The organism is Enterococcus sp. AMC1252 (genome assembly GCF_058216515.1).
This window is the reverse complement of record NZ_CM177097.1, coordinates 1,817,930-1,842,371: the sequence shown is the minus strand read 5'-3', so window position 1 is coordinate 1,842,371 and position 24,442 is coordinate 1,817,930. Positions and strand designations below refer to the sequence as shown.

General features: G+C 35.8%; 21 protein-coding genes. 2 read left to right on the top strand and 19 right to left on the bottom strand.

The window, feature by feature from the left end:
• Positions 1-43: 43 nt before the first annotated feature.
• The 17 genes from AC4BB5_RS08715 to AC4BB5_RS08635 form a co-directional block, all read right to left on the bottom strand.
• On the bottom strand, positions 44-592 hold the full coding sequence (locus AC4BB5_RS08715; protein WP_490458944.1) for a CvpA family protein: 549 nt from the start codon (positions 590-592) through the stop codon (positions 44-46).
• A 17-nt stretch (positions 593-609) separates the two neighbouring features.
• Positions 610-1,053: a cell division protein ZapA gene (gene zapA, locus AC4BB5_RS08710; RefSeq protein WP_490458943.1), complete on the bottom strand. Its 444-nt coding sequence runs from the start codon at positions 1,051-1,053 to the stop codon at positions 610-612.
• A gap of 233 nt (positions 1,054-1,286) precedes the next feature.
• Positions 1,287-5,639, bottom strand: a complete 4,353-nt coding sequence (locus tag AC4BB5_RS08705) for a PolC-type DNA polymerase III (RefSeq protein WP_490458942.1) — start codon at positions 5,637-5,639, stop codon at positions 1,287-1,289.
• A 394-nt stretch (positions 5,640-6,033) separates the two neighbouring features.
• Complete coding sequence (locus AC4BB5_RS08700) at positions 6,034-7,743, bottom strand: proline--tRNA ligase (protein WP_490458941.1); 1,710 nt, start codon at positions 7,741-7,743, stop codon at positions 6,034-6,036.
• Between the two features lie 71 nt (positions 7,744-7,814).
• The gene (rseP, locus tag AC4BB5_RS08695; protein WP_490458940.1) at positions 7,815-9,083 is read right to left on the bottom strand and encodes an RIP metalloprotease RseP; all 1,269 of its coding nucleotides are present in this window, start codon (positions 9,081-9,083) and stop codon (positions 7,815-7,817) included.
• A complete protein-coding gene (locus AC4BB5_RS08690; protein ID WP_490458939.1) occupies positions 9,080-10,240 on the bottom strand; it encodes a 1-deoxy-D-xylulose-5-phosphate reductoisomerase in 1,161 nt (386 codons plus the stop codon). The genes rseP and AC4BB5_RS08690 overlap by 4 nt, the downstream gene beginning before the upstream one ends.
• Before the next feature lie 58 nt (positions 10,241-10,298).
• A complete protein-coding gene (locus tag AC4BB5_RS08685; protein ID WP_490458938.1) occupies positions 10,299-11,099 on the bottom strand; it encodes a phosphatidate cytidylyltransferase in 801 nt (266 codons plus the stop codon).
• A 2-nt stretch (positions 11,100-11,101) separates the two neighbouring features.
• Positions 11,102-11,899 carry an undecaprenyl pyrophosphate synthase gene (gene uppS, locus AC4BB5_RS08680; protein WP_490458937.1) on the bottom strand — a complete coding sequence of 266 codons (798 nt, stop codon included), beginning with the start codon at positions 11,897-11,899 and terminating at the stop codon, positions 11,102-11,104.
• A gap of 340 nt (positions 11,900-12,239) precedes the next feature.
• The gene (locus AC4BB5_RS08675; protein ID WP_490458936.1) at positions 12,240-13,823 is read right to left on the bottom strand and encodes a PASTA domain-containing protein; all 1,584 of its coding nucleotides are present in this window, start codon (positions 13,821-13,823) and stop codon (positions 12,240-12,242) included.
• Positions 13,816-14,490 (bottom strand): ABC transporter ATP-binding protein, encoded by a 675-nt coding sequence (locus AC4BB5_RS08670; RefSeq protein ID WP_490458935.1) that lies wholly within the window; start codon positions 14,488-14,490, stop codon positions 13,816-13,818. Before AC4BB5_RS08670 ends, AC4BB5_RS08675 begins: the two co-directional genes overlap by 8 nt.
• A gap of 12 nt (positions 14,491-14,502) precedes the next feature.
• Complete coding sequence (locus AC4BB5_RS08665; RefSeq protein ID WP_490458934.1) at positions 14,503-15,969, bottom strand: ABC transporter permease; 1,467 nt, start codon at positions 15,967-15,969, stop codon at positions 14,503-14,505.
• A gap of 233 nt (positions 15,970-16,202) precedes the next feature.
• The gene (gene frr / locus AC4BB5_RS08660; protein ID WP_071877310.1) at positions 16,203-16,760 is read right to left on the bottom strand and encodes a ribosome recycling factor; all 558 of its coding nucleotides are present in this window, start codon (positions 16,758-16,760) and stop codon (positions 16,203-16,205) included.
• Positions 16,761-16,763: 3 nt separating this feature from the next.
• The gene (gene pyrH, locus AC4BB5_RS08655) at positions 16,764-17,486 is read right to left on the bottom strand and encodes a UMP kinase (RefSeq protein ID WP_010761216.1); all 723 of its coding nucleotides are present in this window, start codon (positions 17,484-17,486) and stop codon (positions 16,764-16,766) included.
• A 142-nt stretch (positions 17,487-17,628) separates the two neighbouring features.
• Positions 17,629-18,510, bottom strand: coding sequence for a translation elongation factor Ts (gene tsf / locus AC4BB5_RS08650; RefSeq protein ID WP_490458933.1), 882 nt, complete (start codon positions 18,508-18,510; stop codon positions 17,629-17,631).
• Between the two features lie 229 nt (positions 18,511-18,739).
• On the bottom strand, positions 18,740-19,528 hold the full coding sequence (rpsB, locus tag AC4BB5_RS08645; RefSeq protein WP_010772651.1) for a 30S ribosomal protein S2: 789 nt from the start codon (positions 19,526-19,528) through the stop codon (positions 18,740-18,742).
• 264 nt (positions 19,529-19,792) lie between these two features.
• On the bottom strand, positions 19,793-20,554 hold the full coding sequence (locus AC4BB5_RS08640; RefSeq protein WP_490458932.1) for a carbonic anhydrase: 762 nt from the start codon (positions 20,552-20,554) through the stop codon (positions 19,793-19,795).
• Between the two features lie 176 nt (positions 20,555-20,730).
• Positions 20,731-21,498 carry a TrmH family RNA methyltransferase gene (locus AC4BB5_RS08635; protein WP_490458931.1) on the bottom strand — a complete coding sequence of 256 codons (768 nt, stop codon included), beginning with the start codon at positions 21,496-21,498 and terminating at the stop codon, positions 20,731-20,733.
• Between the two features lie 118 nt (positions 21,499-21,616).
• Between AC4BB5_RS08635 and AC4BB5_RS08630 the strand changes: the two genes are divergently transcribed.
• Both AC4BB5_RS08630 and yidC read left to right on the top strand, forming a co-directional pair.
• On the top strand, positions 21,617-21,892 hold the full coding sequence (locus AC4BB5_RS08630; RefSeq protein WP_490458930.1) for an acylphosphatase: 276 nt from the start codon (positions 21,617-21,619) through the stop codon (positions 21,890-21,892).
• Between the two features lie 120 nt (positions 21,893-22,012).
• Positions 22,013-22,942: a membrane protein insertase YidC gene (yidC, locus tag AC4BB5_RS08625; protein WP_490458929.1), complete on the top strand. Its 930-nt coding sequence runs from the start codon at positions 22,013-22,015 to the stop codon at positions 22,940-22,942.
• Positions 22,943-22,992: 50 nt separating this feature from the next.
• Here yidC and AC4BB5_RS08620 read toward each other — a convergent pair whose 3' ends face one another.
• Positions 22,993-23,565 (bottom strand): TetR/AcrR family transcriptional regulator, encoded by a 573-nt coding sequence (locus tag AC4BB5_RS08620; protein WP_490458928.1) that lies wholly within the window; start codon positions 23,563-23,565, stop codon positions 22,993-22,995.
• A 62-nt stretch (positions 23,566-23,627) separates the two neighbouring features.
• Positions 23,628-24,434, bottom strand: a complete 807-nt coding sequence (locus tag AC4BB5_RS08615) for a TspO-related membrane protein (RefSeq protein ID WP_490458927.1) — start codon at positions 24,432-24,434, stop codon at positions 23,628-23,630.
• Between the last annotated feature and the right edge of the window lie 8 nt (positions 24,435-24,442).

The window sequence follows — 24,442 nt, the reverse complement described above, 5'->3', positions numbered from 1 at the left end:
ACGATTAATTTAGACACATACTCGTAAATAATGTGTAACTGTTTTATTTGATCATTTGTTCAATCCACAAATGATAAATTTGCTTAGAAAAAATTGGTGTATCTTTTATAATGTATCTTGCCAACCCGCTATTTTTAAATTGATTTTGAACCGCATCAACAGGCAGCATTGACAACATGCTTAATACTAAAAAGACTCCAATATAAATAACTATAAAACTTATTAAACCGCCTGCTAACCAGTTTGCTTGCTTTAATACGGGGACAAAAACCAAGCTATGTGCGAAAATCGCCAAAAATCGTACGACTAACCAACCAGCTGCTAAAATAAGTAAAAAAGCTACCGCACCGTAAAAAGCTTGATCTAAATCAAGCGTAAGCTCTTGATTGAAAAAGACCAATTTAGTATCAGCCGTTGGTGACGGATACGGGATGAACAATTCCAGATGAGAAGCCAAACTTTTATAATACGTCCTAGCTATAAAATATGAGCAAAGATAACCAAATGTATATAGAACTTGTAATATCAATCCGCGTCTAGCGCCCGTATAAAAGCCAACGGCAAATAGTAGTAAAATGAGTAATGTTAACATCCTGTCATCCTCTCAGATTATTGGTCTTGAGTGCTTTTACTTTGAATTTGTTGTTTACGGTTTTCGTTTAAGATTTGTTGTGCTTCCATGTGATTGTGGATTTCAACATCTTCTTGTCCGTTCTTTTTCAACACACCTCTTGCTTCTTCTTCAATTGCTTCGATGCGTTTAATACGATTTTCAAGTTCTGCAAGCCTGATTGTCCGTTTTTTAAACTCAGCCACTTCTTGTTCTAAATTAAGCACTTTTTCTTGCTTTTTTAGTTGATCAGAAATTGCATTGATCGCTAATAAAACAGATGCTTGCTCATCATTAGTTTGTGGTGAAATATGTTTGATTTCGGCTAGTTGTTCATTCACTAGTTTTGTGACTAAATCCATATGTTGTTTGCTTTCTTGTCCGATGATCGTATACGTATGATCGGCAATCACAGCTTTATATCTTGTCTTTTCTTTAACCATGATAGTGTTCCCTCCTGTAGTGATCCATTACATGCTATTGTACCATGAATATCATCATTGTGTGTTTTCAAATAACCCTTTCTTATTATATGCTACTAAACAAAAAAATTAAAGGTCTAGTGTTATTATTACGTCTTTCCTTACATTTTATTTGGAAATACTTTTTTTACTGAGCTTAAAAACTACATAAATAAATGGAATACATAGGTTTTACGCTATGTATCCCATTATTTTTATAGCATATCAAATAATGATAATTGGTTTTCATCTGGTAAATCTTTTAACACGCCATTTTCTGTCATATACTCAATCAGCGTTTTAGAGACTTTACCTCGACTCGCAAGATCTTCTTTAGATAAAAACGGTTCACTTCTTGCTTCTACAATTGATTTAGCCACGTTAAGCCCCAAACTAGGAACTGCTCTAAATGGCGCAATCAATGTATCTCCATCAATCACAAAATTCTCTGCGTCTGATTTATATAAATCAATCATACCAAATTTAAAGCCTCGCTCAATCATTTCATTGGCAAGTTCTAAAACAGTTAATAGATTTTTTTCTTTTGTTGAAGCTTCCAGCCCCTTGTCTTGGATCTCTTTCATCCGAGCTTTCACGGCTTCTTTGCCTTGTGACATCGCAACCAAATCAAAATCATCGGCACGAACAGAAAAATAGGCACAGTAGTATAATATCGGGAAGTACACTTTGAAGTAGGCAACACGTAGAGCCATTAAAACATATGCTGCAGCATGGGCTTTAGGGAACATGTATTTGATTTTTGAACATGAATCTATATACCAGTCTGGAACATTATTCTCTTTCATGGCTGTCAAATATTCTTCTCTTAATTCATCAGGAATTTTATTCCAGAGACCTTTACGTACAGTTTCCATGATTTTAAAAGCCATGCCACTATCTAATCCAGAATGAATCAAGTAAACCATGATATCATCTCGACAACCGATCACTTCTGCAAGTGTTGCTTCACCTCTGCGAATCAATTCCTCAGCATTACCTAACCAAACATCGGTACCATGAGACAACCCGGATATTTGAAGTAGCTCCGCAAAAGTCGATGGATGCGTTTCTTCCAGCATTCCTCTTACAAATCGAGTACCAAACTCAGGTATTCCTAAAGTCCCTGTTTTAGAATATATTTGCTCTGGTGTCACACCAAGAACTTCTGGTCCTGCAAAAATCCGCATCATTTCAGGATCATCTGTCGGAATGGTTTTAGGATCAATACCTGATAGATCTTGCAGCATTCGAATAACAGTAGGATCATCGTGTCCTAGAATATCAAGTTTTAAAATATTATCATGGATCGAGTGAAAATCGAAGTGAGTCGTCTTCCACTCAGAATTTTGATCATCCGCTGGAAATTGTATCGGTGTAAAATCATAAACATCCATATAATCAGGAATAACGATAATTCCTCCTGGATGCTGTCCAGTAGTTCTTTTCACACCAGTTGAGCCTTTTGCCAAACGATCCACTTCTGCTCCTCTAAAATGAAGATTATGATCACGTTCATATCCCTTAACGAATCCATAAGCCGTCTTATCAGCAACTGTACCAATCGTTCCAGCACGATAAACGTACTCTTCACCAAACAACACTTTTGTGTAGTTATGCGCTTCAGCCTGATAATCACCAGAAAAGTTTAAATCGATATCGGGTACTTTATCCCCGTGAAATCCTAAAAAGGTTTCAAACGGAATATCGTGACCATCTTTGAACAATCTTTGACCACAATTCGGACAATTTTTCTCTGGCATATCAAAACCAGAACCATAAGAACCATCTTCAAAAAACTCAGAATGCTGACAATTGACGCAATGGTAATGAGGTGCTAAAGGATTGACCTCTGTAATACCAGTCATCGTTGCTACAAAACTTGAGCCTACAGAGCCTCGGGAACCAACCAGATAACCGTCTTCCATACTTTTATGCACTAATTTTTGTGAAATCAAATAAATCACCGAAAAACCATTACCGATAATACTATCCAATTCTTTTTTTAAGCGTTTCTCAACGATATCAGGTAACGGATCACCATAAAGTTCTTTAGCACGAGTATAACTTAAATTTCTGATTTCATCTTCAGAACCTGGAATTTTTGGTGTATACAAATCATCTTTAACAGGGGTGATTTCATCACACATATCAGCAATCGCATTCGGATTTTCTACAACTATTCGATGAGCAGTTTCTTCACCTAAAAATTGAAAAGCTGTCAGCATTTCATCTGTTGTTCTAAAGTGAACAGCTGGTAAGCTATGACGATTCAACGGATTAGCTCCCCCCATAGAACCAACTAAAATTTTACGGTAAATGCTATCTTCCTCATTTAGATAGTGGACATTACCAGTTGCTACGACAGGCTTCTCAAGCTCATCGCCGATTTTCACTAAATTAGTGATGATTTCTTCTAAATCTGCCTCACTTTTCACTAACTCCTGCTCAAGTAATGGGGCATAAACAGCTTTTGGCATAACTTCAATATAATCATAAAACTTTGCTCGATTTTTGGCTTCTTCTACACCTTTTTGCATCATAGCTTCGAAAATTTCACCATTTGAACACGCTGAACCTATAATCAGTCCTTCTCTCAATTTATTTAATTGAGACCGTGGAATTCGAGGAATTCTAAAAAAGTAATTGATGTTAGACATGGAAATCAGTTTAAAAAGATTCTTCAAACCTGCTTGTGTCGTTGCTAAAATGGTAGCATGGAACGGTCTAGCACGTTTATAAGAATCACCTTCACCAATATGCATATTCAATTCATCATGATAATTCATTCCGTGATTTTCTTTGGCATCTTTTAAAAAGATCCAGCATAGGTGACCAGTTGATTCTGAATCATAAATCGCTCGGTGATGTTGTTCTAGGTTAACACCAAATTTCTTAGACAAAGTATTCAAACGATGACTCTTGAATGTCGGATGTAAATAACGTGACAATTCCAATGTATCAATAACTGGATTTTCTGCTTCTGGAATATCATATTTCCCATAACTTGTATTTAAGAATCCCATATCAAATGAAGCATTGTGAGCTACTAGAATCGTACCTTCTGAAAATTCTCTAAACAGTCTAAGAACTTCTTCTTCTGATTTGGATCCACGCACCATTTCATCTGTGATCCCAGTTAAATTGATTGTCGTTTGAGATAACGGATGTCCTGGATCGATAAATTGCTCAAATGTGTCGATAATGTTTCCTTTATGCATTTTAACTGCTGCAAGTTCAATGATCGTATCATAGACAGCTGATAATCCCGTTGTTTCCACGTCAAACACTACATAAGTTGCATCACTTAATTCAATGTGAGCTTCATTATAGGCAATCGGCACACCATCGTCTACGACGTTTGCTTCGACACCATATAAAATTTTGACTCCAGCTTTTTTTCCAGCACTATGAGCATCAGGAAACCCTTGTGCCCCACCATGATCTGTAATGGCAATCGCTTTGTGTCCCCATTTACCCGCTTGAGCGACGTAATCAGCAACGTTGTTTGTTGCATCCATCGTACTCATATTGCTATGTAGATGAAGCTCGACACGTTTATCGCCTTCTGGAGCATAATCTTTACGTGGTGCATGTTTGACTTCCATCAAGTCTTGGCAGTTCATTACTAAATCACGCATAAAAGTATCTTCTTGAATACTTCCACGAACTCGAATCCAGCTATTTTTTTGAATTGCATCAAAAACCTGTTCATCTTTTTCGCCATTCGAGAATTTTTTTACGATGAATGATGACGTGTAATCAGTAATTTTTAAAATCAAAATTTTCCTTTTAGAGCGTAATTCACGTACTTCTACATCGAAAACAAATCCTTCAATCGTCACTCGGCGCTCTTCTTCCAGAATATTTCCCATTGGCATAATCGGTTCGTCATTTGGAATATTCCGTCCAAGACGAATCGGACCTTCAAGTGCTGGACCTTGTTGTTGCTGTTGTTTTTTCTTTTGCTCATGCTTAATCAGTGATTCTGCTGCTTGTTGTTGGAATGCGGCATCTTGTTCTTGTTTCCGCTCTTCAAATAATGCTAACACCCGCTTCGCCTGTTGCTCATCCATCTTAGGCTCGATATGAAATTTTTGAAAACCGTAATTGATATATAGCTCCTCAATAATCGGCAAATATTGTTGTTTTAAATACGGAATAACGGCTTCATTATCAACTGGTAAAATTATTTTTTTATCTTCAATAATCGGTGTTTGAGTTTTGATTACACGCTGAACGAGAGGAGTGTCACATTGACCGTTAAGTAATGCCAATTGCCAATAGTCTGTAAGTTGTTCTTCTGTAAACTCATTTTTTTCAGTTGAAATTTTTACAGATACACTTGCAATTTGCTGAAAAGCAAGTTCTAATTGCTGCATAAATGATTGATACAGCATCACAGGCAATATTTCTCCAAATCCAAGATGAAATTCCCATAAACGACTTTGTTGATGCACAACGACTTTATCGATTCTTCCTTGTTGGATCAGTGGATGCTGCCGTTCTTGTTCATTTAATTGAATTTGATCAATCAACTTTGCAAATAATTCTTGTGCCTTTTCTGCCACTAAATGAACCTCCTAATTTTAAAAGCTAAACGAACGTACTCTGTTAGGAAAATAGGATATCCGAGGTGTTCCAATCTCAGGTACGTATTCTCTTTTTTACGAAAGCTTACCTAAACAATGACAGGACCATACGGCTTTCCTTGTGAAAGCAATTCGTAAAACCCAATCTATTTAAATTTCACCAGAGTTCAACTGGTTATCTTGATAAGAAAGAGGCCCTTAGACATTTCTGCCAAGTGCCTCGCCACAATTAAGTATACTATTTTTTCTATTGAAATACAATGTAAACCAAACATACAACGATCTGATTTGAAAGTCTTCTTTTAGCTGTTTATTAAGAGCAAACATCCATAAAACAAGATCAACGATCAGTTTCATGGATATTTTAGGCTTATTATTTGTCAGCATTCAATAAAATAGATAACGTACTTTCAAGTTCTTCTTTACGAACCTCAACCATTTCACCAGTTCGTTTGATTTTCACTTCCACTACACCATCAACCGCTTTTTTACCAACAGTGATTCTGATCGGACAACCAATCAAATCAGCATCAGCAAACTTGACACCCGCTCGCTCGTTACGATCATCTACTAGCACTTCATAACCTGCTACAGACATCATTTCTTCCACTTCTTGGGCCAGTTTTATTTGATACTCATCTTTTATATTCATTTGAACGACATGTAAATCAAATGGTGAAATTCCAGTTGGCCAATTAATCCCATTTTCATCGATGTTTTGTTCAACAATAGCTGAAAGCAGACGGCTAACTCCTATTCCATAACACCCCATGATTACGTGCTTTTCTCTACCATTTTCATCTAAAACAGTTGCGCCCATTGATTCACTATAGCGAGTGCCCAATTTGAAGATATGACCAATCTCGATTCCTTTAGTGAATTCTAAAACGCCGTTTCCATCAGGCGAAGGATCACCTTCTTGGACGAATCGTAAGTCCTCGTAACTGATTGGTGTAAAGTCACGCCCTGGGTTAACGTTGCTTAAATGGAACCCAGTTTCGTTTGCTCCAGTAATCGCATTAGCTAAATCTTGGACATGAAGATCTGCAAATAATTTCACATCTTCTGATAGTTCAACCGGACCAACTGATCCAAAATCTGCCCCTAAATATTTACGTGCATCTTCATCTGTTGCCTCTTCTAAGAAATCAACACCTAAGAAGTTTTTTAGTTTTACATCGTTCACTTCATGATCACCACGAACTAGCACTAAAACAGGTTCTTTATCAGCCATAAATAATACAGATTTAATGATGCGTTGTGGTTCAACATTGAAAAATGCTGCAACTTGTTCGATTGATCCAACATCTGGTGTTGCTACTTTTTCAATATCTAATTGTGTTTCGTGTGATTTTTTAGGCGTGTATAGACTAGTTGCCATTTCTAAGTTCGCTGCGTAATCGCCATCAGTAGAGAAACAAATCGTATCTTCACCGATATCAGAAATCGCCATAAACTCTTTCGAATCTTTTCCACCCATTGCACCACCGTCACCGATGATTGCTCTAAAATTCAGACCACAACGTTCAAAAATGGCTGAATAAGCTTTTTCATAAGCACGATACGATTGATCAAGGCTTTCTTCGTCTGCATGGAAAGAGTATCCATCTTTCATAATGAACTCTCTACCTCTTAATAAACCGAAACGTGGACGTTTTTCATCACGATATTTTGTTTGAATTTGATACAGATTCAACGGCAAACGTTTGTAAGAATTTACCTCATCACGAATTAATTCTGTAAAAGTCTCTTCATGGGTTGGCCCAAGAATGTAATCACGTTCATTGCGATCTTTCAAACGATAAAGGTTTGGGCCATATGTTTCATAACGCCCAGACTCTTTCCACAATTCTGCTGGTAGCAATGCCGGCATTAACATTTCTATTGCATCGATTTTATCGAATTCTTCCCGCATGATTTTTTTTAATTTTTCTAATACTCGATTCGCTAACGGTAAATAAGAATAAATTCCTGCTGAGACTTGGCGAATATAACCTGCTCTCAGCAGCATTTGATGACTTAAGACCTCTGCATCATTTGGTACCTCACGTAAAGTTGGGATTAGCATTTTTGACTGTTTCATTAGAACTCTCCTTTGTTTAAACGAATGATTGACTCTCCTCAAGTGATTCGTTATAAAATCCGATTACTTAGTTAAAAGAAAAAACGTTGAATATCATTCCATGTCACTAACACCATCAATAACATGATGAACCCAAAGCCAATCAATGTTAGTAACCCTTCTTTTTCCTGACTCAAAGGTTTTCCTCGTAGACCTTCCAAAATATTCAAAACAATTTTTCCACCATCCAAAGCAGGAATCGGTAATAAATTGATGATACCAAGATTGACAGATAGCATAGCCATCAACCAAATCACCGTATTTACCCCTGCTTTCGACGCTTCTGAAGACATCTGGAACATCATTACTGGACCACCCAATTTATCTAAACTAAATCCAGTAAATAATGATTTAAGAGCTTTGAAAATCTGCATAGAACTGCTCAAAGTGGTTTGGACCCCACCGAGTAGTTTATCAGCTAACCCAGTTTTTTTCGGAGGTAAGATGCCGATAACACCAATTTCCTGCTTACCCGATTTTTGACTTTTAGGCGTTATATCGACTTCTCTTGTTTTTCCACTTGATTCCACTATTAGATTTAATTCTTTCTTCGGACTGTCTTGAATGATCTTTGTGAAATCGTCCCAAGTATTAACTGACTTACCATCAATTGATACGATTCTCTCGTCTGCTTTTAAGTTGGCTTTTTCTGCTGGACTATCTGGTTGAATGCCACCAATTAGATTTGTATTTGTGTACGTTACCCCTCCTTGCATGAAAACATAGAGTGTAAACAATACAAACGCTAGAATAAAATTATTCATTGGACCTGCAAAATTTGTTAACATCCGTTGCCAAAGTTTGGCTGATTGAAATTGCACATCCGTTGGTGCGATTCTAACTTCTGTTCCATCTTGTTCAATGATAGTTGCATCATGATCCACTTTATAAGTGATCTCTTCAGATTCATCTCCATTGACATATCCTTTAATGAATAGCTCTTTCTCTAAATCAGCTTCCAGTAATTCAATTGGAATACTATTTGTTAACTGTACTTTTTTACTAGTATTGATTTTTACGACTTCTTTTTGTTCATTTAATTCAACAGACATCGCCATACCTGGCGGAAGTTCTGTATCCTCTTCACCTTGTCCTGCCATACGTACATAACCGCCGATTGGCAATATTCGAATCGTATAAGCTGTCCCATCTTTTCCTTGGTGAGCAAAAATCTTTGGCCCCATACCAATCGCAAATTCACGCACTAATATACCTGAACGCTTTGCGAAGAAAAAATGTCCAAATTCATGTACTAAGACAAGAATTCCAAAGACAATAATAAATGTAATGATTGTTTTCATAACCGACCTTCTTCCTTTATCCATCCTTCTACGATAGTTCTTGTTTGTTTATCAATCGCGATTACTTGTGCCAAAGTGACTTCGGTAGTCTCCTTGTAATTGTCAACAGCTCTTTGAACGAGCTGTTCAATTTGTAAATATGAAATCTTTCCATTAATGAATGAGGTTGCAGCAATCTCATTTGCCGCATTATAAACGGTAGGATACGCACCACCCTTTTTCCCAACAGTATATGCAAGTGCCAACATTGGAAAACGGTCAAAATCCATCGCTTCAAAATTCAATTGACCAATCTGAGCTAAATCAAATGTTTTTTCATTTTTAATTGGTAGACGACTTGGGTACGTCAACGCATACTGAATTGGTTCTCTCATATCACTAGGTCCTAATTGTGCCAAGTATGCACCGTCTGTTAGAACGATCATCGAATGAACAATACTTTCTTTATGTAAAACAACTTTTATTTTATCATAATCTGTGCCAAATAACCAATGGGCTTCGATAACTTCTAACCCTTTATTCATCATTGTTGCCGAATCAATTGTAATTTTTTGTCCCATTGACCAGTTTGGATGTTTCAATGCTTGCTCTAAGGTAACATCCTTCAGCTCATCCCGAGTCAAATCTCTAAAACTACCTCCTGAAGCTGTGATCATTAGCTCTTTAACATCGCTTTCTTTTTGACCTTCTAAACACTGAAATATTGCGGAATGCTCACTGTCAACAGGCAATATCGTGACGTTAAATTTTTTTGCTGCTTCCATAACCCACTGACCTGCCATGACCAATGTTTCCTTATTAGCCAACGCAATATCTTTACCTGACTCTATAGCAGCCATTGTCGGTCTTAACCCTACACTTCCAGTCACAGCTGTTAATACGACGTCAACTTCTTCCAAAGTAGCAGCTTTTATTAACCCTTCCTCATTTACACCAAATTCTATTTCTGGGTAGCGATCCGCTAGTTCTACTTTTATATCCTCTGAACCCACACCTACGTATCTTGGTTTCAATTGTTCGATCAATTCCAAACCCTTTTCCAAATTGGAATGGAATGTTAAAGATATGACTTGGAATAATTCTGGATATGCTGTAACAACAGCCACTGTGTTTGTACCTATTGAACCAGTAGCACCTAACAATGCGATTTTTTTCATAGTAAAAAGAAAAACCCTGATCATTCAGAGTTTTTTACCTTCCCTTCTTGTTTAGAAATTAAAATAGTCCGAATAAATGCATAATTGGAAAAACAAAAAGTAAACTGTCAAAACGGTCTAATATCCCACCATGTCCTGGTAAAATATTTCCAGAATCTTTTACATCGTAATGCCGTTTGATAGATGATTCAACTAAATCACCAAATTGACCAACCATTGAAAATACTATTGTTATGATCAACATAATTGGTAAATTGTACACAAATAATTCTTTATTCGGTGTGAGCATCAAGAATAAGAACGACACGACAACTGCACTGAGGATTCCTCCTAACGAACCTTCAATCGTTTTGTTTGGTGAAACTTCCGGCCATAATTTTCTTTTTCCAAACCGTTTTCCGATGAAATAAGCACCGATATCCGTTGACCATACAACAAATAATGCATATAGTAAAACGACAAAACCAGTATGTCTAGCACTCACAAAGTTTTGAAAACCAACCCCAACATACAAACTTGTAATAACCGGAAAACCAGCTTGAGAGATAGTATACATATTTTTTGAAGCAACTAGCCCACCAAGTAATATCATGACTGTTAAATAAAATAAAATAAAATTATCTGCTTTTTCTGGTAAAAAGAAGAACCAACGATCTTTTGGTAAAACCAAAAATACTGCCCCTAAAGCCGAAAGTATTCCTTCAAAACTAGCGATTTCTAAGCCTTTCATCCTGAATAACTCATAAACACCAACAACTGCTAACAGTGCAGCCGCTAACTCAATTACAAATTCCCCATACCAAATGATCGGTATAAAAACAACTAATGCTACGGCTGCTGTAATAACGCGCTGTCTCATTTTTATTCCTCCTCTGATTCTTTTAAACCACCAAATCGGCGATTCCTATTTTGAAATGATGCGAGAGCACTTTCTAATAACTCGCTATTAAAATCGGGCCACAATGCATCCGTAAAAAACAATTCGCTATATGCGATCTGCCAAAGTAAAAAATTGCTGATTCGTTCTTCTCCACTGGTTCGAATCAATAATTCTGGATCTCTTAAATCATCTGTTAAAAAGCCTGTCATCAAGTGATCTGCGATAGTTGCTTCCGTAATATCTTCCGGTGTAAGTTCACTATTTGCCGTTTTTTCAGCAATTTCTTTAACGGCTGTAATAATTTCAGCTCGTGAACCATAGTTTAAAGCAAAATTCAAAACCATACCAGTGTTGTCTTTTGTCTGTTCAATTGCGCGTTCCACTGCATCTTGAGTATGGGCTGGCAAAAATTCTTTGTAGCCCATCACATGAACTTTGACATTCTCTTTAATCAATTCAGGTACAAAAGTATCGAAAAAATCTACAGGTAACTGCATTAAAAAACTGACTTCATCTGTTGGTCGTTTCCAATTTTCAGTTGAAAATGCGTACAAAGTCAAAACTTTTATCCCTAATTTACTAGCATGCTTTGTAATTTTTTTAACAGTGTTCATTCCTTCTTTATGTCCAGCAACTCTCGGCAAGCGTCGATTTTGAGCCCAGCGTCCATTCCCATCCATAATAACTGCTACATGTTTTGGAATTGGCCCTTCGCTGTTAAAAGTAAATTTGCTCTCTGCTTGTATGTATTTATTCTTCTGCGGAAAAAAACGTAACATATTTTTCCCTCCATTTCAAAAATCTGTCTAGACTATTATAGCAATATCTTTCAGAAAAACCTATGCAAATGAAAGAATTTCGACATTATTTAATAATTTTATAGCTGAATTACAGTAATTCCCGTAGAAACCAAACTAAATCTACTCCAGAACGTGAGCTCTTGACAATTTTTTTAGTCCAAAATCATAAAAAGAGAGAGACTGGCTCATAACTCTACGAGTTACAATCCAGTCTCAAGGAATCCGGATAAAAGAAGGACACAAAAGTCAATCTCTAAAAAAACTTCTACCTCAAATTCTTGCTAAAAAGCAGCTATTTTTGAATGACTTTGGTGATTAGTTACTCTTCTTTCTCAGAGGGTTTATTTTCTTCTGGTTTTAGATTCCCCTTGCTAATACCGATTTGAACAACCGAGTTACTCGGAACAAATTCATTATACTGACTCATGTTAACAACAGTTCCTTTTGTGACTGTTGAATCAACATAATAAACTTGATAAGTGATGTTAGCTCCTTTAGATTGGTATTCGTCATAGAAAATCTTTTGCAAGTCTCCTTCTAAGGTATTATCGCGTAAGTCTTTAATATATGGTTTTCCAAATGAGTAAACCACCTGAATTACAGGTTTCTCCTCTTTTTCCTTATATTTTTTTCCAATTTCTACAGACTGACTAATAAAGCGACCATATGGAACGTCATCGTTGAATAATTGTTTCACTTGCACTTGTAATCCATTTGCTTTTGCTTCTGCTTCTTCTGCTGTAAATTGTGAAAAATCTGGAACTACTAAAGCTTTACCAGTTGAAACCGTAATTGACATTGTTTCTTTTTTGGCAACTTTTGTATCTTTTCCAATACTTTGCGAGATGATTTTTCCATTCTCAACATTGTCAGAATCTGCTTCATCTACTTTTAGCGAAATTTCATTTTTCTTAGCCCACTCTGTTGCTTCTTCTTTTGTCTTACTAGCAAAATCAGGTACTGATATATCTTTTTCAAAGACTTCTTTGCCTTTAGAATAATATACTTTTGCTTTGTCTTTACGTTTGTAATTTTCAGCTTTTACATCTTTATTCGTTATTTCAAATTTTAGATAGTCACCTGCTGGCACTGTATCACTATATTCTTCAATAACTGCGAGGTTATCAGCTTTTTGCTCACTTATCCAGCTTTTGGCTTCTTTGAGCTTCATTGATTTAAAATCTGGCAGGGATACAGCTCCTTCTGGATCAGCCCCTAAACTAGCATCAACGACTAGCTCTTTACCTTTTTTGATATTTTTATTTTTTACAGTCTGGTGAATGATTACATTTGCTTCTTTATTAAAGTCATACTTTTGCTCTACTTGAAGTTTAACACCATTTTCTGTGGTCCATTCACGAACTTCAGATAGCTCCTTACCTTCAAAATTCGGCACTTTTACATGAGTCATTTGATAATACCCAAAGTATAGTAAAAAAACAGCTGCTAAACTACCAAGACTGATAAAAATAAATTTTCTTATCTTTTTCTTTTTGTATGTTGGATCTGTTTCAATCACTTCTTCTGGGTTCTTTGATTGATTAATCGGTATTGCTACAACCGATTCATTTTCTGTTTTATTTGGCTCTTTTTTCGGTTCATACTTTTTCTTTTTGGCACGCTTTTTAGTATAAATCAACTCTTCAAGATTCTCTGTTTTAGTTTCTGAATCAGTTTTAGTTTCAATTGATTTAGTATTAGACGGACTGTTTTGAGGTCCAAAAGTATTCTCTGTAGAATTTTCCTTTTTCTCCTCAACTAATTTTTCTTTACCAGTCGGCATTTTTATTGTTCTTGTTTTTTTTGTCGATCTTGGATTGCTCAATTGCTCTTTTTGCTCGTTTTTTTCTTGACGGGTCTTTTCATAATTATCCCCGCTGAAATTTGATAAAAAATCACTCATACTTTTTTAACACACCTTTTTTCAGGTAATAGGTCTCATCAGATTGCTCCGCAATATCATTCGAGTGTGTCACGACAATAACACATTTGTTATGCACTTTGGCAAGGTTTTGAAAAATATCAACAATCTCTTGTTCCATTCCTTCATCTAAATTCCCAGTTGGTTCATCTGCTAAAATAACATCAACATTTGTAGCTAAAGCCCGTGCAATCGCTACACGCTGTTGTTCACCACCAGACAGCTGATTTACAAGACGATCAGCCTTCTCACTTGTGATCCCAATATAATCTAAAAGATTATAAGCCACTTCCTTTTGGTTAGCTGGCAACTCATTGTCGGTGATAGACATTGCTACCAAGACATTCTCTAATGCTGTTAGATAAGGGACTAAGTTATAACTCTGGAATATAATACTGATTTCATCACGACGATACTTCTCATAACCAATCGTCTTAATATCCTTCCCATTTAATAAAACTTGACCTTCCTTAGGGGTGTCTAAAGCACTTATCAATGAAAGAAATGTTGTTTTTCCTGAGCCAGATTGACCTAAAATGGTATGAAATTTTCCTTGTTCAAAAGAAACATTGGTATCTTTTAAAATAAAACGACGTTGATCGCCATCTTGATAAAAATAACTAAGATTTTTTGTTTCTAAAATTGCCATTTCCCTTACCTCCTACATCATGATTTTCTTCGGATTCAAGCGAACAATGTACAACAATGGTAAAATTGCTGCTAATAATACCGTTCCTAATCCAACGACTAAATAAGTGATGATATAACCTAGTGAGAATTTCACTTCATATGCATTCATGATGTCATCTGATGTAAGCTCAGTTGCCCCTAAGCCGTCAAATCCCATAAACATACCCATCTGATCATTCGCGCTATTTAAAAGATCACTATTCAATAAAGATTCTGAAACCATTTTCCCTAAGAAGTTACCAGTAATCAATGAAAGAAGCAATGCAATTCCGCTTATGATAAGCATTTCTATAATAATCTGGCCCATAACATGACTTCGTTTATCACCTAACGATAGGTAAATACCTAATTCATGTTTACGATCTCGCATAAATAGTAAAACAACAAGAGAAATAATCAGCAATGTTGCTATGACCGCAATCATAACTACATAACCCGAAATTTGAGACATTTTCTTCATGCTGCCACCAATTTGCTCGTATTGATCTGCCGAAGCTTTTACTGTATAGAGTTTTGGTAAAAGGGGCTGCGTTTCTTCTTTAAAAGCCTCTACATCCTCTGGACTATTTAATACATAGACTGGGGTATAATATTCTTCTTGATTGTCCTCTGATAAAAAGGGACTATTTGGATCAGCTTTTTTTAATTTTTCTAAATAGTCTTTATTGATATCCAATACTGTTTTGTTTGGTAGATAGACAGTATTAAGTTGTTGTAACGACATAAACTGTTGATTCATATTTTGATCATCATTTTTCTTATTTTCTTTATCTTTCATTTCTACAGTTGTCGGTTCAAAAATACCTATGATTTGGATGGGAATATCTATTTTAAATAATTCTTTTTCTCCATCCTCTTCAGTATAATCATATCCTCTACTATCCATGACCATTTGATCACCGACTGATAATCCGTTTTCTTCTGCAATTTTTGAAGAAATTAAACCAACATTTTTGCCATTATCAATTTCTTCTTGAGTGAATACTTTCCCCTCAACTAATTTAATGTTTTTTTCTTCAACGTCTAAGATTTTAGGATAGTTTGACCCTTTTAAGGTAATTCCTTCCATCATCCCACCAGATTGCTCTGAGTCCAATGAAGCACTTTTTAAATTTTTTGTCTGTAACATCGTCACAGCATTATAATCATAGTATTTTACATAAGGAGAATCGCCTATTTTTTTCATTAAATCAACTTTAAGTTGTTCAATTTTAAGATCTTCCTTTGAAAACTCATCTTGATTGTTTTCATAATCAAGTTGAACAGTCGCCATACCACCTAACTGTTTTTTTACACTTTTTTCAACATTTTGTGTCGATTGCTGAATCGCTATTGATCCTGCGATAACATTTCCCAATACAAATATCACTGCAAATAAAATTAGTGATTTCCCTTTTTTTCTAGTGACACTGCATAATGCACGTTTGATAAAATTCACTTTCTCATCTCCCTTTAAGAAAAATATAGCTATTATCATTATTCCATAACACTCAACGTTTAACAAGATGTTTTTTCATACACTTGCCTAAACTTACAATTTCTATAGGTTATAATTTTATAATTAATTGTTTTATCCAATTAAAATAACAATTTTATTTTAAATAAACAAAAAAACAACAATAAATCTCGCTAGTTAAAGTCTGATTTTTTGTTGTTTTTATTTTAATATACTTAAACTTCTAAAAGTTCTTTTTCTTTTTCTGAAGTGATAGTATCAATATTTTTTACACTATCATCTGTTAATTTTTGAGCTTCTTTTTCTAAGTTACGTAACTCATCTTCAGTGATATCATTACTCTTTTGCTGTTTTTTCAGCTCGTCGATAGCATCACGACGAATATTTCGAACGGCGATTTTAGCATTTTCTGCTGCTTTTTTCACATCTTTTGCTAATTCTTTACGACGTTCTTCTGTTAGTTGCGGGATCACTAAGCGAATCACCGTTCCATCATTTGTTGGACTGATTCCGATATCACTAGCTTGAATCGCTTTTTCGATATCTTCAAGTGAATTTTTATCAAAAGGAGTAATCATTAAAACGCGAGCTTCAGGAATGTTGATGCCTGCAAGTTGATTAACTGGTGTAAGAGCTCCATAATAATCTACTTGAATTCGATCAAGAAGGCTTGCATTTGCACGCCCTGCACGAATTTGACCAAGTTCACGTTGTAAACTTTGTTCTGCTTTACTCATTTTTTCTTTTGCTGTTGCTAATACAGTTCCACTCATTTTCTATTTCCCCCTTACGGTTGTTCCAATATTTTCACCTAGACATGCACGGCGAATGTTACCTGTTTCATTTAAATTGAAAACCACTAATGGAATATCATTATCCATACTTAGTGAGCTTGCTGTTGAATCCATCACTTGTAGACCTTTTGAAATCACATCCAAATGTGTCAATTCTTCAAATTTGACTGCATTTGCATCTAATTTAGGATCAGCAGAATACACACCATCAACATTGTTCTTAGCCATTAAAATTACATCTGCATCAATTTCTGCTGCACGTAAAGCTGCAGTTGTGTCAGTTGAGAAATATGGATTTCCTGTTCCACCAGCAAAAATAACGATACGTCCTTTTTCTAAATGACGTTCTGCACGACGACGAATATATGGTTCTGCAATTTGACGCATTTCAATAGAAGTCTGAACGCGAGTTGGAACTCCTAGATTTTCTAATGTGTCTTGCAGTGCTAAAGCATTCATCACAGTAGCAAGCATTCCCATATAATCCGCTTGAGCACGTTCCATACCCATTTGTGCACCAATTTGTCCACGCCAGATATTTCCACCACCTACTACAATCGCCATTTCAATTCCTAATTCGTGAACTTCTTTTATTTCTTCTACTATTTCTTTAATTGTTGGAGGTTTAATTCCAAACCCTTCTTCTCCGGCCAAAGCTTCGCCACTTAACTTTAATACAACACGTTGATATTTAGGTTTTACCATTTTTGATTTCCCTCCACCGTTTGTCTAAGAACATTTTAACATACTCTGGACTTTCTGCCAGTCTATTGTCTATTTCTTTTGATTTGCCTAAAAAAAGGGAGCGCATCTCAATGCGTTCCCAACTGTTACAATAGCAACAGATTTATTTTTTGATTTGGCTCATAACTTCATCTGCAAAGTTGTCTTCACGTTTTTCAATTCCTTCGCCAACTTCAAAACGGATGAATGATTTAACTGTTGCACCTTTAGATGCAACATATTTTTCAACTGTCATATCAGGATCTTTAACGAATGGTTGATCCACTAATGAAATTTCAGCTTTGAATTTGTTTAGACGGCCAACAACCATTTTATCAACAATATTAGCTGGTTTGCCTTCGTTTAAAGCTTGTTCAGAAAGAATCGCTTTTTCATGTTCTAATTCTTCTTGAGGAATTTGAGATTCATTCACATAACGTGGATTGATAGCTGCTACGTGCATCGCAACATCTTTAGCAACTTCTTCATCAGTTGTTCCATCTAATACAGTCAATACTGCAATACGTCCGCCCATGTGTAAATAAGCACCAAACGCAGCATTGTCATCTTTTTCTACTAATTCGAAACGACGGAAATTGATTTTTTCACCAATAACAGTTGTTGCTTCAATCAATTCAGTTTCTAATGTGCCTTTATCTGTTTTAAGAGCTAAAGCTTCTTCCATGTTTGCTGGTTTGTTTGTAGCAATCTCAGTAGCGATTTTTTTAACTAAGTCTTGGAACATTTCATTTTTAGAAACAAAGTCAGTTTCAGAGTTTACTTCAACGATTGCTGCAAAGTTACCGTTTGAAGCAACGTTTGCTAAACCTTCAGCAGCCACACGATCATTTTTCTTAGCTGCTTTTGCCATTCCTTTTTCACGTAGGTAATCAACTGCTGCTTCCATGTTACCTTCTACTTCTACTAATGCTCTTTTTGCATCCATCATACCGACACCAGTCATGTCGCGTAATTCTTTAACTAATTTTGCTGAAATATCTGCCATTTTTTTGTTCCTCCTAAGTTTTAAAAGCGTAGCAGGATTGCTCAGCTCTGACTGAAAAATAGGAAAACATAAGTGAGGTGCTTTTTGCCTCATTTATATTTTGTCTTTTTTCCGAGGAGCTAGCCTGCGTAGCTAGATAATTTAATTATAAAATTCGTTTTAAAAAAGCTATCTCAAAGGAGAATCAGGCTTTTTCGCCTAGCCTTCGAGACAGCTCCGTTATTTTAAATTATTCTGCTGAATCGTTGCTGCCTTCAACAACATCAACGATTTCTTCGATAGAAGTTGCAGCTTCTGGCGCTTCTTCAACAAAGATTTCTTCGACAGCTTGATCTTCACCTTGGTTTCCTTCGATGAAAGCGTCAGCCATTTTAGCAGTGATCAATTTAACCGCACGAATTGCATCATCATTTGATGGAATTACTACATCGATTTCATCTGGATCACAGTTAGTATCAACCATCGCAACGATTGGAATGTTCAATTTTTGAGCTTCTTGAACAGCAATACGTTCTTTACGAGGGTCAACGATATACATTACATCTGGAATTCTAGGCATATCAGCGATACCACCTAAGAATTTTTCAAGACGTTCACGTTGTTTGTTTAAACCAACAACTTCTTTTTTAGGAAGAACTTCGAAAGTTCCATCTTCTTCCATTTTGTTGATATCTTTCAAACGTTTGATACGTTTTTGGATTGTATCCCAGTTAGTTAAAGTTCCACCTAACCAACGGTGATTTACAAAGTATTGACCTGAACGAATTGCTTCGTCTTTGATCGCTTCTTGTGCTTGTTTTTTTGTTCCTACGAATAATGCAACACCGCCGTCTTCAGCAACATTTTTCATGTAATCGTAAGCAGCATCTACTAATTTAACTGTTTTTTGTAAGTCAATGATGTAGATTCCGTTTCTTTCTGTGAAGATGTATTTCTTCATTTTTGGGTTCCAGCGACGAGTTTGGTGTCCAAAGTGTACGCCGGCTTCTAGTAATTGTTTCATAGAAATTACTGCCATGGGTTGTTTCCTCCAATTTGGTTTTTATTTGTTCCCTCTTTCCAGTTTTAAGCTCTCTTGTGGACTATATTCCTATAGCACCTCACAAGAAATATACTGAAAATGTGGATTTGATGTATTCTCCAGAAATTCTAAAAAATAACACCTTTGTTATTGTACAACAGATCCTTAACAATTTCAACAGGTTTTGCACGTGTTTTACAAATTATGTTTCAAAATAACTTTCAACATCTGCAACTCACTCAGAAAAGGAACTGTTTTTGATCATTCATCATGTTCAAGAATGACTCGATCATTTAGTGATTGAATATTTCTATTATTATGTTTATAAAATTCTTGGAACATTTTGATTTGTTTTTTTGAGACCTCTACTGGATTTCTCAAAATATACCATTCCACATTTTCAGTTAGTGGCGGCGTTGTTAGTGAGCCTAAATAATGGTAGTAACTCATATTTTTTGGAAACATTAATTCAATGTCTAAAATTTCTGATTTTTTCCCTTCTGACACATCGTCTAGTACTTCTTGAAATCCTTCATTATCGGATCCTTCTATAAAGAACACACCGATAACGGCTAAGCGCCCCTCTTGGGACTGATTCACAAAGTGTGCTTCTAACGGATAATGTTTTCCGTCCACCGTATGTTCACTCTCAGCGTGAAAATGGAATTGTGTCAAAGCAAATGTTCGCTGGTTGATTGTAGCTGAGCCGGAATTCGTAACTTGAATGCTATGTCCATTATTTTCAGCTTCAGTGATTTTGCCACTGTAATCTAATTTGATTGTTCCGCTATCATTCATCTTTTCTACTGAAGAAATCGGAATGTCAATTGGTGACTGCATCTTTCCTGATACCTGTTCCCAGCTTTCTTGATCATTGTACTCAAAATGACCAGCTTTCTTTTTGAGAGAGCTCTTTTTTGTGTGTGAAGAGCTTTCACTAGTTCTAGTTTGTGCTTGATTTGTACAAGCCGTTACAAATAGTAATGATGAAAACATCACTGTAATAAGTAACTTTTTTTTCATATTGTGGTATCCTTCTTTCCGTTCTGATTTACTCAGCGAAAAAATCTAAGCTTGATTATTATACAGTAAACAGTACTGGAGTTAAATTGGTATAGTTGATAATTTTTTATTAAATTTAAAACGAGGCTGAAACGAAATATATGCGGTCTATATTTCGTTTCAGCCCCGTTTATCAGTCATTCTGTCAGATGATACATTAAAATGCCAGCTGCGATCGCTACATTTAATGATTCTGCGGCTCCTTTAATTGGAATATAAATATTTTTGTCTGTCTGCTCTAAAATCGCTGTTGAGACTCCTCTTCCTTCATTCCCCATTATCAAGGCGTAATCACTTTGACTTGTTATTTCCTTGTAAGAAACAGCATCTGGATTTAGTTCAGTTCCAAAAACTGGGATCTTTGCTTTTTTTAATTCACCAATAACTTCACCTAATGGTTTTCGTATAACAGGCAGATGATAGTTACTTCCCTGCATCGCCCGCAGTACTTTGGTGTTATAGATATCTGAACTTCCGTCACCTAAAACTACGCCAGAAAGACCCGCTGCATCTGCTGTTCGAATCATCGTCCCTACATTACCCGGATCTTGGACATTATCTAATAGTAACCAGCTACCTGAGAACTGGATATTGTTCTCATACTTTGGCATCTCAACAATGGCAATCATCCCTTGTGGTGTCGGCAACTCTGAAAGAGTCGCTAAGACTTCATCGGAAACATTAATGATATTCTCCTCTGGCTGTTGCTCAAGCCAAACCGACCATTCACTTTTCCCACGTTGATTACAAAGTATCCAGCAAATATGTTCATTAGCTTTAACTGCTTCTTCAATCAAATGAAATCCTTCGATGATATATTGTTTTTTTTCTTCTCTGTATCTTTTCTTATGTAGTTTTTTCAATTCTTTAATCATTGCATTTTTTGTTGATAAAATTTCTTTCATTTCTACACCTCACATTGTTATTATAGCATGTTTTTTTTATTCAGACAGTCACTACTTACTTGCCAGTTGCTAAAAAAATCGCTATCATTGGATTTAATTAAGAGCGAGGTGTGCAACAATGAGAAAAGTACGTATGAATGTACAAGGACGAGTTCAAGGTGTTGGTTTTCGCTATATGACTAAAATGGTTGCCGACGAGCTAGGAATTTATGGTACTGTCAAAAATGAAGATGACGGGTCGGTTTCAATTGAATCTCTAGGTGATGAGGATTCTATGTCCACTTTTATTCAAAAAGTCAAAGATTCACCCAGTCCGATGGGACGCGTGACCTATGTAGACATCCAAGAAGACCCATTGATTGAAGACTATGCTAGCTTCAAAGTTACCAATTGATTTAAAACAAGAAGAATCTTACTCAGTCTTGAGGCGGATTCTTCTATTTTTTATTGAAAAAAAACGCTTTTTCAAGTATAGTTAACCTTGTGCAAATTTTTTAGAAAAGGACAGAATAAAATGAGAAAATTAAATAAGTGGCTACTGAGTTCTGGTCTGTTTACTTTAGTACTATTTTTATCAGGATGTGTAAAGACAGGATCAGATGGTCAACCAACTGGTGAAGGAATCATCTATAATTTATTAGTGAAACCAATGAGTAGTGCCATTACATATCTTGTTGATAACTTCGATTGGAATTATGGCTGGGCAATCATTTTTATTACAATCATTGTTCGACTTATCATTATGCCACTAGGTTTGAACCAATCGAAAAAAAGTATGATTCAAACGGAAAAAATGCAAGCAATCAAGCCTCAAATCGATGCCGTTCAAGCAAAAGTAAAAGAAGCAACCACACGCGAAGAACAAATGCAAGCTCAAGCCGAAATGCAGCAAGTCTACAAAGAGAATAATATGAGCATGATGGGTGGTATCGGTTGTTTACCATTGTTGATTCAAATGCCAATCTTTTCTGCTTTATTCTTCGCCGCTCGGTACACCAAAGGAATTAGCGATGCCTCATTTTTTGGTGTCAATCTAGGCCAACCAAGCATCATATTTGTTGTTTTGGCAGGTGTTGCCTACTTACTTCAAGGGTACCTTTCTACAATTGGTATTCCAGAGGAGCAAAAGAAAACAATGAAATCCATGTTGATCGTATCACCATTAATGATCGTATTCATGTCAATGAACTCTCCTGCGGGTGTAACATTGTATTGGGTGGTCGGTGGGATTTTCAGCAGTATCCAAACATTGATTACAAATAAATTCTTGAAACCAAGAATTAAAGCTCAAGTAGCGGAAGAATTAAAGCAAAATCCACCGAAACAAGTCTTTACACCTCGTAAAGATGTAACCCCAGCAGCAGAAGAAACTATGCCAAAAGCAAGCGTTCAAAAGAATGCTTCTGGTACAGGTAGAAATGCTGGAAAACAAAATAGAAAGTAACAAAAAAACAAGAGTCATCTGCAAACATTTCTTTGCGTTGGTTCTTGTTTTTACTTTTTATTTGTTAAAATTCCGAAGACGAAAAGATCAACAACTTGAGCTATACTCAGTGCTGTGTTACTTTGCTCCGTCTTTATATACGGAGATAACGTGTTAAGGAAATGTGTGGTCGCAACTTCGGGCGATACCCCCAGACGCAATGAAAAATCATTTTCTTGAAAAAGACTCAACAATGGAACTTTGTAGGACTTATTCCATAGTGAAAACAATTTCAGTTGGGTCTCTTTTGTTAACTTCGTCCTAAAATCATGCATCATCAAATCAAAATCAAAAGGATGTTTTGTTTTGAGACACTCTGCAAACTTTTGTAGTTTATTGATAGTTTCAAGGTCTTGATCTTCAACAATTTTAACAAGCTCTTGGTTCACGTCACTTAGCAAACTTTCAATAACTCCAACGTAAACTTCTTCTTTATTTTTAAAATGATGGTACAAATTAGGTTGCGTCACCTCAGCTAGCTGAGCGATCTGTCTTGTTGAAGTACTTTGGTATCCATTATCCATAAATAATCTTGTCGCCACTTGAATAATTTTAACTCTTGTATTTTTCGTTTCTTTATCCATTACTTAGCCACCTATAATTGAATTCATTGTCATTTTAACAGAAGCAGCGCAAGAAACATATACTAGATAACCCTCTTTTTCCTTTTAATCGAAGAAACTAATACAAAGATACAAACAATGGTTAAAATAATTAGACTAATAGTAACCACATTAATAATGATTGGATACGCACCATTCCACCCGTCTGATGCTTGATGTTTGTTCAAAATACCATAGTAAGCCCACATAGTTGCTAGACCATATGGGATATCGCGATTCCTAATGATCGTTACACCAATAATCATTAGTCCGACAATCAATATAATAACCGTCCATACTATTTGATTATTTTGAAGAAAATTAATATCTTTATCAACCAAAAAAGCTGTTATATTTGCGATAGTTGCAATTGTAATCCAACCAAAATAAATGCTGAATGGTAACCTTACATAAACAGCATCTTTTTTGATCAACTTTATATTTGCTAACATACGATTCACATAAATCAACACAACTAGCAAAGCGAACATAATCACAACCGATAAACCAATATAGAGATATTGCCATGCCAGTAGCCAAATGCTATTTAATATAGAAGAAATTATAAATAAAATCCTTATTTTTTTACTGTTTTCTTGATTAGCTAAAATAGAGTGCTCTGTAGGGTTTAACCATTGATAAAGAACAAAACCTGCCAACGACAAATAAATCACTGACCAAATTGTAAACGTCAAACCCGCTGGTGCAAATAAATTGGGGTAAGTATCTGAAACTTCTCGCGTTGTCATGCCATTTAAAGGTAACAAAACAGCCGCTACATTTGTGCCAAGCATCACAGCGTAAATGATGGTTACTAATAATTTTGATCTTAAAGACTGATTTTTATCCATCATACTCT